Source organism: Acidiphilium sp. 34-64-41, assembly GCF_002282635.1.
GTDB lineage: Bacteria > Pseudomonadota > Alphaproteobacteria > Acetobacterales > Acetobacteraceae > Acidiphilium > Acidiphilium rubrum.
In genome coordinates, this window is the sequence record NZ_NCJX01000087.1 from 1 (window position 1) to 11,138 (window position 11,138).

An 11,138-nucleotide genomic window follows, 5' to 3' on the forward strand; every position below is an offset into this window, starting at 1 on the left:
TCAAATCTGCGACCGTCCCGTTTCATGCCGGAATTATATCACCCCCGCAAACATACGACTAGCAAAATGTCGTCTTAATTACCGACCGATGAGTAAGGATGTTCCTGGGCTTGAGAACGGCAGGCATTCCGCGGATCTGGAGTGGATTGCGCATCTCCGTGCCGACAACGGGGTCTGGATTTTTGTAACCGGGGATGGTCGGGTTCTGAAGAACAAGGCTGAGCGGCAAGCGCTGCGGGGCGCGGGGTTGCACGGGTTTTTGTTGCCGCCTGCGTATCAGAAAACGCCGCTGCATCAGGTGGCGGCGCAGCTTGTTTTGAATTGGCCGGATATCGAGGCGGTCACCGCTCATATTGCGGCGCCCTCGATGCATGAAATTCCGATCGGTAAACGTGGAAAACTCAAATCTCTTCAATGGTGAGGCAAAACATGACTCAATTTATTCGTCTACCGGATGCCGTGGCGCGGATTTATGAAGCGGTTGCGGAACTGGAGCGGCAATATCCCGGACGGAAATTTACGCCTGACGGGCATCTGGTTGGGTCGATCGGTGAGGTGGTTGAGAATTTGAGGCGGTGGTTGAAGTGAGAATTTGAAAGATTGATGGGTCTCAAGGGAGACCCATCCTACAGCTTGCTACGCTTGCCGCTAGTCAGATGGCTTAAGAATAGCAAGGACGGGCCACTCAGGCGCACGACCACCAAAGGCTAAGCCGCCTTCAATGTTTTCGAAACGCCCGAATTGAATGGGACGTTCTAGAGGGTGCAAACCAAGTACTTCCCAGAAATCAAGCACGGCAGTATCCTCTAGCTCGGCAAAAGGTGGACGTACGGACGAGTCTACATGCTTACCAGAACGTCGCCCGGTTCGAACTGCAGGAACAATGGCACCGAGTGTTCCAGACCATGTCACAACGTTGGCCTTATAAAGCTGGTGAGGCGGTTGCGATGCGTGGATATAGACCGCAATCCCGATTGGCATCGTTTGCAGTCCGGCCTTGTTGCTACCGAATGCCACCCTGTTGGAAAGTTGTGGCACTTGAGACGCTGATTCGAGTATTGCTGCCGGGACGGGCGCGTAAAATACAATATTTTTGGTCATATTTTAACCCCGATTATTTGCTCTGTAGACTGGCTTTCCACTCGTTATACCAAATACCAGCTGCAAACTGGGAGCATCGATCCTGCTCTGGGTAAGCTCTGTCGCTTGGTAGAAGCCCTTTCATGACGCGATAACGCGTTATCGCTGCACAACGTTCGTTCTGCCTATGCATCCATGTCCCGGCATAGTTAGGAGACCCCAGCGCGGGCATTGGGAATTTTTTGTCGGTCGCTTGCTCGAATAGTAGACCATCCTTGGTTAAAGACCAGAGATTCCGACTTTTCCTTGTCTCTTTAATCGCGTTTTCCATAGCTTGGCCAACAAGATCATTCTGGCGTAAGAGCAGATCCCAACGTTCAGTCTGCTGTTGTCGATGCTTGCATGGGCTGTCGGAAGACGACTTACTCGTTTGAGCTGGATTACTTGAAGTTGCGACAGCTAACACAATGGGAACAGCGACTGCTGCAATTGCTAGATTCCGGAGCATCTTTCAGCCTTGAACGATAACCAGTTTATGAAGTAATCTTGGCAATGCAACGAATCAGTGGATTTTAAAGGCTCGCCTTTAACGGGGTCAAGGGGCAGAGCCCCTTGCTTCCTTGCTTTCTCTACTTCCCAAGCGACTGCGCAATCTCCTCGGTCATCTTCTTCGCATCGCCGAACAGCATCATCGTGTTGTCACGGAAGAAGAGTTCGTTGTCGACGCCGGCGTAGCCTGAGGCCATGCTGCGTTTTACGAAGAGGACGGTTTTGGCTTTGTCGACTTCGAGGATGGGCATGCCGTAGATTGGGCTGGCGCTGTTGGTTTTGGCGGCGGGGTTGGTGACGTCGTTGGCGCCGATCACGTAGACGACGTCGGCGGTGGAGAATTCGTTGTTGATTGTTTCTAGTTCGAAGACTTCGTCGTAGGGGACGTTGGCTTCGGCGAGGAGGACGTTCATGTGGCCGGGCATGCGGCCGGCGACGGGGTGGATGGCGTATTTGACTTCGACGCCTTCGGCCTTGAGCAGGTCGGCCATTTCGCGGACGGCGTGTTGGGCCTGGGCGACGGCCATGCCGTAGCCGGGGACGATGATGACTTTGGAGGCGTTGGACATGATGAAGGCGGCGTCTTCGGCGGAGCCGGATTTGACGGTTTTGTCGCCCATGGTGGCGGCGGGGCCGACGCCGCCGGAATCGGTGCCGAAGCCGCCGAGCAGGACGTTGATGATCGAGCGGTTCATGCCTTTGCACATGATGTAGGACAGGATGGCACCCGAGGAGCCGACCAGGGCGCCGGTGATGATGAGGGCGTAGTTGCTGATGGTGAAGCCGATGCCGGCGGCGGCCCAGCCGGAATAGGAGTTCAGCATCGAGACGACGACGGGCATGTCGGCGCCGCCGATCGGGATGATCAGCAGGAAGCCGAGTGTTAATGCGGCGAGGGCGATCAGCCAGAACAGGGTCTGCGAGCCGCCGGAGGCGACGAAGGCGATGACCAGGACCAGGATCAGGATGCCGATCGCGAGGTTGAGGTAGTGCTGGCCCTTGAAGGTGATCGGCGTGCCTTTCATCAGGGCCTGGAGTTTGGCGAAGGCGATGATCGAGCCGGTGAAGGTGACGGCGCCGATGGCCAGGCCGATCGACATTTCGATCAGGCTTTCGAGGCGGAGGTGCCCGGGGGTACCGATGCCGAAGCTTTGCGGGGCATTGAGTGCGGCGGCGGCGACGAACACGGCGGCGAGGCCGACCAGGGAGTGGAACGCGGCGACCAGTTGGGGCAACGCCGTCATCTGGATGCGTTTGGCGACGACCGCGCCCACCGTGCCGCCGATGGCGACGGCGACGATGATCAGCCCGACGCCGCCGAGCATCATGCCGGGATGGGCGAGGGTGGCCAGGATGGCGATGACCATGCCGGCCATGCCGAGCTGGTTGCCGCGGCGGGAGGTGACGGGGCTCGACAATCCGCGCAGTGCGAGGATGAACAGGACGGCCGAGACGATGTAGGCGAGCGTGATGCCCGGATCGGATGCGTAATTCATGATTCTGGGCGCCCTTACTTGGTCTTTTTACGGAACATCGACAACATGCGCGCGGTGACCATGAAGCCGCCGAAAATATTCACCGACACCAGCATGATGGCGAGGAAGCCGAAGGCATGGGCCGCGAAATCGCCGTGGAGGCCGGCGGCGAGCATGGCGCCGACGATGATGACCGAGGAGATCGCGTTGGTGACGGCCATCAGCGGCGAGTGGAGCGCGGGGGTGACGCTCCAGATCACGTAATAGCCGACGAACACCGCCATCACGAAGACGGCGAACAGGTCGATCAGCGGGGCGCCGTGCGGGCCGCGCGCGGCTTCCTGGGCGGCGAAGCCGGCGGCGTTCTGCGCGAGGATGGACGCTTTATGGGCGAGGTTGGCGGCCTGGCCCGCGAGTTCGGCTGGGGTCATTGTGGGCTCCTGGGCGGGGTAAGCGAATGAGGGCAGGCGAGGGAAGCAAGGGCTTCTTTTTTGTAAAAAAGAAGCAAAAAACTTTTGTTTGTCTGGGTCACGGGTGGTTTCACCTGCTTGGTCTCATGGAATAAAGTTTTTTTGTTTCTTTTTTTTCAAAAAAAGAAGTGCTTGCTTCCTTATGCTGCCGCCTGCTGCACAAAATTCGGGTGAACGATGGCACCGCCCCGGGTCAGCAGTACGCCTTTGACGATATCGTCCTCGGGCGGAAGTTTCGGGGTTTTGCTGTCCTTGTCCCAGAAATTGGTGAGGAAGGTGAGCAGGTTTCGGGCATAGAGCGTGCTGGCGGCGACGCCGATGCGCGCGGGCCAGTTGCGGTAGCCGAGCACGACGACGCCGTTATCGGTGACGATGCGTTCGCCCGGCACCGTGGCGCCGCAATTGCCGCCGGCATCCGCCGCGATATCGACGATGACGCTGCCCATGCGCATGGCGGCGACGGCTTCCGAGGTCACGATGATCGGGGCTTTGCGGCCCATGACCAGGGCGGTGCAGATGACGATGTCGTTTTTTGCGACGGTTTCGGCGATCAGGGCGGCTTGTTTGGCGCGGAACTCGGCGCTCATTTCCTTCGCATAGGCGCCGGTCTGGGCTTTGCTTTCGTCGTCCTCGACGCCGATGAAGGTCGCACCGAGGGATTTGATTTCTTCCTTGGCGGCGGGGCGGACATCGGTTGCCGAGACGATGGCGCCAAGGCGGCGGGCGGTGGCGATGGCCTGGAGGCCGGCGACGCCGGCGCCGACCACGAAGACGCGGGCTGGCGGCACGGTGCCGGCGGCCGTCATCATCATGGCGAAGCCGCGCGGGAAGGCTTCCGCACCCTCGATCACGGCGCGATAGCCGGCGAGGTTGGCCTGGGAGGACAGCACGTCCATCGACTGGGCGCGGGTGATGCGGGGCAGCAGTTCCATCGAGCAGGCATCGATGCCGGCGGCGGCGTAGGTTTGTGCCAGGGACGGATTGCCGGCGGCACCGAGCGTGCCGATCAGCAGGGCGCCGCGCGGGATCATCGCGAGGGTGGCGTCGTCGGGCGCCTGGACGGTGAGGACGACGCCGGCACCCGCGAGGGCGGTTGCGGCATCGGCGACAATTTCGGCGCCAGCATCGCGCAGCGCGGCATCCGAGATCGCGGCGGATTCACCGGCCCCGGCCTCGATGACGACCTGGATGCCCAGGGCCGTGAGCTTCTTGACCGAATCGGGCACCGCGGCGACGCGGGTTTCCCCCGGCAGGCGCTCTTTCAATACCGCTAGACGCATCAGTTCCATCCCTTCGTGCAGCGCATGCAATCGAATATTATGTTGGCAAGCCCCATCGCAAGCGACATAAATGCCACGAGGACGCCGCTTGTGTTGAACTCTCGCACCATGCGCGGGGTGCGATGTCAAGCGTGGCTGGCGCGATGCAGTACGGCCAGGGGTGAACCCCTGGCCGTGCGCTTCGCAAGTCGGTCGGTTTGGTAGCGCTGCGGATCAGCCGGTGCGGCTGGCGCTGCGGTTGCCTTCGCTGCGGCCGCGGGCTGGTGCGGCGTGCGAGCGCTGCTGCGGCCGGCTGTGGCCGGTCTTCGGTGCGCCGCCGCTACGATTCTGGCCACCGCCGCCGTTGCGGCCTTGGTTGTTGGCGCGGTTGAGGTGCGGCGGGACCACGCCACGGGCGGGCACGGCGCCGCCGGGGATCAGTTGCTTGCCGATCAGGCGTTCGATGTCGCGCAGATAGGTAAGCTCGGCGGGTTCGACGAAGGACACCGCGATGCCATCGGTGCCGGCGCGGGCGGTGCGGCCGATGCGGTGGACGTAGGATTCCGGAATGTTCGGCAGTTCGAAATTCACCACGTGAGAGATGCCATCGACATCGATGCCGCGGGCGGCGATGTCGGTCGCGACCAGGACTTTGATGCGGCCCTGGCGGAACTGATCGAGCGCGCGTTCGCGCTGGCTCTGGCTCTTGTTGCCGTGGATCGCCGAGGCGCCGATGCTTGCCGCTTCGAGATGGCGGCAGACCTTGTCGGCGCCATGCTTGGTGCGGGTGAACACGATGGCGCGTTCGACACCAGGTTCCTTCATCAGGGTGACCAGCGCGTCTTTTTTGGCTTCGCCGGACAGCAGCATGACCCGTTGGTCGATCCGGTCGATCGGTTTGGATTCGACGCTGACCGAGACCTCGCGGGGGTTGCGCAGGAATTCGGCGGCGAGTGCGCGAATCGGCTTGGGCATGGTGGCGCTGAACATCACCGCCTGGCGGCGGGACGGCAGCATCGACATGATTTTGCGGATCGCGGGCATGAAGCCGAGGTCGAGCATCTGGTCGGCCTCATCGAGCACGATCATTTCGGTGCCATCGAGGCGGATGGCGCCGGTGGAGACGTGGTCGAGCAGGCGGCCGGGGGTGGCGACCAGCAGATCGACGCCGGGCATCATCTGGCGGGCCTGCGGGCCGGGCTTGGCACCGCCGATCACGACGGCGACGCTCGGGCGGATGAATTTGCCGTAGACGCGTGCGGCATCCGCGATCTGGCTGGCCAGCTCACGGGTGGGGGCGAGGATCAGGGTGCGGCAACCGCGCGCGCCGGGGTTGGTGCGCTGTTCGACCAGGCGGTGCAGGATCGGCAGCACGAAGGCGGCGGTCTTGCCGGTGCCGGTCTGGGCGATGCCGACCAGGTCGTGGCCTTCGAGGATGATCGGGATCGATTGGGCCTGGATCGGGGTCGGGGTGGTGTAGGATTCGGCCGTGACGGCGCGAATGACGGGCTCGGCGAGGCCGAGGTCGGTAAAGAGGGTCAAGGAAAATGCTTTCATGGTCCCGCTCCCGGCATGGGGGCGTGACATATAGGTTTAAGGAAGCATGCGTAGAACAGCTGCCCGGTGAAGCGTGCGAGGCTTGGTTTTTCCTGCCGCCAACCTGGGATGGGGCACCGTTGCGGGCGCCGCGCATCCAGTGAACATTGCCGGCGACGAAACCGCCGCATCTACGAGCACTGTTCTGTTGCACTGCACATACAAGCTCGGTCGGGGGATTGGCAAGGGGAATCGTGTGCGATGGGGGCAGGGCTGGTGCGCTGGTGCGCCGGGAGCCGCGCTGATCACCGACCGATCGTTATCAGCGACGGCCGCCCCAGCCACCACGATCGCCGCCGCCCCAGCCGTCGCGGTCACCATCACCCCAGCCGCCGCCCCAACCGCCGCCCCAACCACCGCCAAGAAACAGGCCGCCCGTGACGACCGGTGCGGGTGCCACATAGGCAGGTGCGGCATAGCCGCCGCCGTAACCGCCGCCGTACCCGTAGCCGTATGTACTCGGATAGTAGACACAACCCGACAGACCAATCGCCGCACTGCCAAGTGCGATCATGACCATGGTTTTGCGCAGTATCGGTTTCATCGAAACACCTCATTGAACACTGGCTGCTATATAGGTGCGCGCTTGTGGCAAGGATGAGGCGGAATGGGACCAAAATTGTAACGCCCGGCAATGTTTCGCCTTGATGCTGCCGCGATCCGGTCCCTATTAGGCCGCAGCCGACGCCGTTTATAAGTCCTGTTCAACACGGCCGCCCCACGGAGACATGCCATGCGACCCAGTTTTCGTTTTGCCCCATTTCGTGTCGCCCCGTTTCGGGTGGTATTGGCGCTGACCACAGCGATCGGGACGGTTTTGCAAGGCGTGCCGCTGGCGCAGGCGCAGGATGCCGCCACGGCAACGCCGCCCGAGCGGGTCGGTCAGATTGCGCTGGTGCAGGGTTCGGTTTCGTTCGATAGCGCGGGGGCCAGCCAGTGGAGCGCTGCGGCGCTGAATTATCCGGTGACCAGCGGCGATGCGCTGTATACCCAGCCGGGGGCGGAGGCGGCGGTCGCGATCGACTGGAGCCGGATGACGCTGAACGAGGCGACTGAGTTGCAGGTGACCACGATCGGGCCGCAGGTGGTCGATGCCGCGCTGTCGCAGGGCGAGGTTTATGTCGACGTGCGGAACCTCGCGCCGGGGGCGAGCTATGCGATCACGACGCCGCGCGGCACCGTGACGATTGCGCGGGACGGGCAGTATGACATTGTCGCTGGTGATCAGACCGCGCCGACCACGGTGACCGTGATCAGCGGGGCGGCGCAGTTGCAGGGGCAGAACGTGTCGCTGGATATCGCGCCGGGTGAGACCGCGACCTTGCAGGGCGCCGATCCGGTGACGGCGGCGCTGGGGGCGGGGCAGCGCGACCCGTTCGTGGTGCGGCTGCTCGCGGTGCGGTATGCGCCGGCGCCCGCCTATGTGCCGCCGGTGGTCAATCAGATGACCGGCGGGTATCAGTTGGCGGAATACGGATCGTGGTCGCAGACGCCGCAATATGGCGCGGTGTGGTATCCGCGCGTCGCATCGAGCTGGGTGCCGTATCGCGAGGGGCATTGGGCCTATGTGGCACCCTGGGGCTGGACCTGGGTGGATAACGATCCGTGGGGGTTCGCGCCGTTCCATTACGGGCGCTGGGTGCAGTATGGCGGGCGGTGGGGTTGGGCGCCGGCGCCGGTGGCTTATGACGCGCCGGCCTATTATCAGCCGGTGTATGCGCCGGCGACGGTGAGTTTTTTCAATGTCGGGACGGGTGTGGCGATCGGGGTGGGGATTACCGCCGCGGCGTTTGCGGTCGGTTCGATCGGGTGGGTGCCGCTGGGGCCGGATGAGCCGTACCGGCCGTGGTATCATTGCCCGCCGCGCTATGTGCAGCGTGTGAACTACTACAACATCCGCAATCCGAATCATTTCACGGATATTCATAATACCACGATCATCAACAATTACGGGCCGGCGCGGTTGATCAATCGGGGGGCGGCGACGGTGTTGCCGGCCGATGCGATGCGGCGGGGTGATCCGGTGGGGCGGTTCGGGCGGCCGGCGCCGGGGGCGGTGCTGGCGGCGGCTCGGCCGGTGCCGCCGGCGGGATTCCGCGGGCCGGTGGCGCATCCGGGTGGGCCGGGGTTCGGAAAATTGCCGGGCGCGCCGGGGGCGATGATCCATCGCATCGCGGCACAGGCACCACGGCCGGCGCCGTTCGCTGCGTCACGCGGGTTGCCGGTGGCGCGGCCTGCGCCGATCCGCCCGGCGGCGATTCGGCCGCAGATCCATGTGATGCCGCGTGGCCCGAATGTGCGGCCCGGCGTTATGCCTCAGGTGGCGCATCCGATGCCGGCGGCGATCGGGCGGCCGATGCAGCCGGGCGGGATGGTTCATATGAACACGCCGCAGGCACCCCGGCCGCCGGTTGGGCCTGCGCGACCCGGGGCGGTGCGGCCGCCGCAGATGCGGCCGCAGATCAGGACTCCCCAGGTGAGGCCGCAGTATCATCCGCCAGTGCAGCAGGCGCGGCCGCAGCCGCAGCAGTTTCATCCCGCACCCCGGCCACAGCAGTTTCACCCGCCGGCGCAGCAGGCACGGCCGGTTGCACGGGCACCGCAATACCATCCGCCGGCACAGCAGTTTCATCCGGCACCGCGTCCGGCCGCTCGGCCGGCGCCGCGTCCTGCGCCGGGGCATCCGGATCAGCAGCATCCGTGAGGGCTTCTGTTTTGTAAAAAAGCAGCAAAAGAACTTTTGTTTGTCTGGGTTATGGGCGGTTTGGTTGGTGGGGGCTGGCTGGTTGATGATTGCCCTATCAGGGGTGGGGTTGGGCGTGGTACGATCGGCTCATGCAAGACCCGGCTTCCGCTGCGATGATTGAACGACGCCGGCGGCGGATGCGGCGCATGGTCGAAGACGTGTTGCTGTTGCCGCTGGCGCTGCTGCTCGAATTTCTGGATCGGGTGATCTGGGATGGTGCCAAGGCGCTGCTCGATTTGATTTCGCGCCTGGCGGTGGTGGCGCGGCTGCGGCGGTTTTTGCAGACGTTGCCGCCGCTGGTGGTGGTGTTTCTGTTTCTGATCCCCGAGGCGATCGATCATTTGAGCGGGTTCTGGGCGACGGTTTTGTTCGTCAAGGGCAATTGGTTCGCCGCGACGATTGTGGCGGTGTTCATCAAGGGGTTCGCGATTCTGCTGGGGTTGTGGATTTATCAGTCGTGCGAGGAAAACCTGATGTCGGTGCGGTGGTTCGCCATTGCGCATGACAAGGTCATTCTGGCGCGCGACTGGGTGCTGGACCGGACGCGGCCGATCCGCCAGCGGCTGCGGCTTGCCTCGCGCGATGGCGAGCGGGGACGGTTGGCGCGGCGCCTGGCGGCGTGGCGGCAATGGATTGCGGCGGCGATGAGCCGCTGGGCGCGGTGAGGCCACGCCTCGCATGAGCCGGTTGGCGCGGGCGCATCTGACACAGGCGGACCCTGTGCTGGGGGCGCTGATCAGTGAGGTGGGGCGCTGCGGGTTGGTGCATGATCGGACGCGCGAGCCCTACGCGGCGTTGATATCGGCGGTGGCGCATCAGCAATTGCACGCGCGGGCGGCGACGGCGATTCTGGGGCGGTTGGCGACGCTGGCGGGGGCGGAATGCCCGGCGCCGGCGGCACTGCTCTCGCTGGCCGAAGTAGATTTGCGGGGCTGCGGGTTTTCCGGGGCGAAAATTGCCGCACTACGGGATATCGCGGCCCGCACGCTGGACGGGACGGTGCCGACCCGCCGCGCGGCAAGCCGGCTTTCCGATGCCGAATTGATCGAACGGCTGTGCGCGCTGCGCGGCATCGGGCGCTGGACGGTGGAAATGCTGCTGATTTTCACGCTCGGGCGGCCGGATGTGTTTCCGGTCGATGATTTCGGGGTGCGGGAAGGATATCGGGTGATCCACGGACTCGCCGCACAACCGAAACCGCGGGATTTCGCGGTGATCGGGGAAGCCTACGCGCCGTATCGGACGACGGCGGCATGGTATTTATGGCGTGCGGCGGATCGGGCGAAGGAGACGGCGAAGGGCCGGTAGGGATCGTTTTTGTTACGAAATCTGAATGAAATAGATGCGGTGGGGCGACGGGTTCGGTAGGGCTTGAATTTCGTTGGTCCAGATCCTGGTTTTCGGTGATTGGCGGCGTCCCGGCGGCGATTGGATCGGGCACCTGGGCCGCGCGCGCCACACGGATCGGCGTGGCGGGTGGGGGTTCGGGTTCGTGGTGCGCGGGTTCGCGCGCGGTCGGCTGGGGGATTGCGAGGATGGCGGGGCGTTCGATGCCGAGGGCTTCGAACAAGGGGCGGAGGATGCGGCCGATGGCGGGATTGGTTTCGATCAGTTCGGCCATGATGGGATCGGCGAGCAGATCGCGCAGTTGTTGGGCGGGGTAGGTGACGGCGGCGGGCATGTCGTGCGTGCCGGGGAAGACGCGGGGGAGCCAGCCGAAGCCATCCGGCAGGGATGGGCGTTTGGCGCGGTTGGGTTTTTCTGGCGTGAGGCGCTTCCGGCTTGGGGTGGGGCCGCGCAGGACAGCGCGCTCGAAGCGGGCGGCGATGCCGGTGAGGCGCTGCCAGATGGCGATGATCCTGGACCCCGGAAGGTGTTGCGCGTGGCCCTGGTTGACGGCGATTTCGGCCAGCATCGCCATGATGAGGGCGAAGCGGCCGAGGAGTGAGATCGTCAGCGGGGT

The 11,138-nt window shown here is 63.7% G+C and carries 12 protein-coding genes; 6 read left to right on the top strand and 6 right to left on the bottom strand.

Translation table 11 applies throughout. The features are described from left to right. Window positions 1–421, top strand: a 421-nt coding sequence (locus B7X49_RS15110; RefSeq protein ID WP_286704981.1) for a hypothetical protein, incomplete at its 5' end; no start/stop codon positions are given. An 8-nt stretch (window positions 422–429) separates the two neighbouring features. Continuing rightward, window positions 430–588, top strand: a complete 159-nt coding sequence (locus tag B7X49_RS15115) for a DUF6998 domain-containing protein (RefSeq protein ID WP_286704980.1) — start codon at window positions 430–432, stop codon at window positions 586–588. A 60-nt stretch (window positions 589–648) separates the two neighbouring features. On the opposite strand, the gene B7X49_RS15120 is transcribed toward B7X49_RS15115, so the two are convergent. The 6 genes from B7X49_RS15120 to B7X49_RS15145 all read right to left on the bottom strand — a co-directional run bounded on the left by B7X49_RS15120 (window position 649) and on the right by B7X49_RS15145 (window position 6,973). After that, window positions 649–1,101 (bottom strand): hypothetical protein, encoded by a 453-nt coding sequence (locus B7X49_RS15120; protein WP_286704979.1) that lies wholly within the window; start codon window positions 1,099–1,101, stop codon window positions 649–651. Between the two features lie 608 nt (window positions 1,102–1,709). Further along, window positions 1,710–3,125 (bottom strand): NAD(P)(+) transhydrogenase (Re/Si-specific) subunit beta, encoded by a 1,416-nt coding sequence (locus B7X49_RS15125; protein ID WP_286704978.1) that lies wholly within the window; start codon window positions 3,123–3,125, stop codon window positions 1,710–1,712. A gap of 14 nt (window positions 3,126–3,139) precedes the next feature. Continuing rightward, window positions 3,140–3,535: an NAD(P) transhydrogenase subunit alpha gene (locus B7X49_RS15130; protein WP_265635087.1), complete on the bottom strand. Its 396-nt coding sequence runs from the start codon at window positions 3,533–3,535 to the stop codon at window positions 3,140–3,142. A 179-nt stretch (window positions 3,536–3,714) separates the two neighbouring features. Then, window positions 3,715–4,854 carry a Re/Si-specific NAD(P)(+) transhydrogenase subunit alpha gene (locus B7X49_RS15135; protein WP_286704977.1) on the bottom strand — a complete coding sequence of 380 codons (1,140 nt, stop codon included), beginning with the start codon at window positions 4,852–4,854 and terminating at the stop codon, window positions 3,715–3,717. A gap of 213 nt (window positions 4,855–5,067) precedes the next feature. Continuing rightward, on the bottom strand, window positions 5,068–6,390 hold the full coding sequence (locus B7X49_RS15140) for a DEAD/DEAH box helicase (RefSeq protein ID WP_286704976.1): 1,323 nt from the start codon (window positions 6,388–6,390) through the stop codon (window positions 5,068–5,070). Between the two features lie 301 nt (window positions 6,391–6,691). Next, complete coding sequence (locus tag B7X49_RS15145) at window positions 6,692–6,973, bottom strand: hypothetical protein (RefSeq protein WP_286704975.1); 282 nt, start codon at window positions 6,971–6,973, stop codon at window positions 6,692–6,694. Between the two features lie 243 nt (window positions 6,974–7,216). Between B7X49_RS15145 and B7X49_RS15150 the strand changes: the two genes are divergently transcribed. From B7X49_RS15150 to B7X49_RS15165, 4 genes are all read left to right on the top strand, one after another. Further along, a complete protein-coding gene (locus B7X49_RS15150; RefSeq protein ID WP_286704974.1) occupies window positions 7,217–9,133 on the top strand; it encodes a DUF6600 domain-containing protein in 1,917 nt (638 codons plus the stop codon). Window positions 9,134–9,288: 155 nt separating this feature from the next. After that, window positions 9,289–9,840 (top strand): hypothetical protein, encoded by a 552-nt coding sequence (locus B7X49_RS15155; protein ID WP_286704973.1) that lies wholly within the window; start codon window positions 9,289–9,291, stop codon window positions 9,838–9,840. Window positions 9,841–9,853: 13 nt separating this feature from the next. Further along, window positions 9,854–10,483 carry a DNA-3-methyladenine glycosylase gene (locus B7X49_RS15160; protein ID WP_286704972.1) on the top strand — a complete coding sequence of 210 codons (630 nt, stop codon included), beginning with the start codon at window positions 9,854–9,856 and terminating at the stop codon, window positions 10,481–10,483. 73 nt (window positions 10,484–10,556) lie between these two features. Further along, complete coding sequence (locus B7X49_RS15165) at window positions 10,557–11,123, top strand: hypothetical protein (RefSeq protein ID WP_286840054.1); 567 nt, start codon at window positions 10,557–10,559, stop codon at window positions 11,121–11,123. Window positions 11,124–11,138 lie beyond the last annotated feature (15 nt).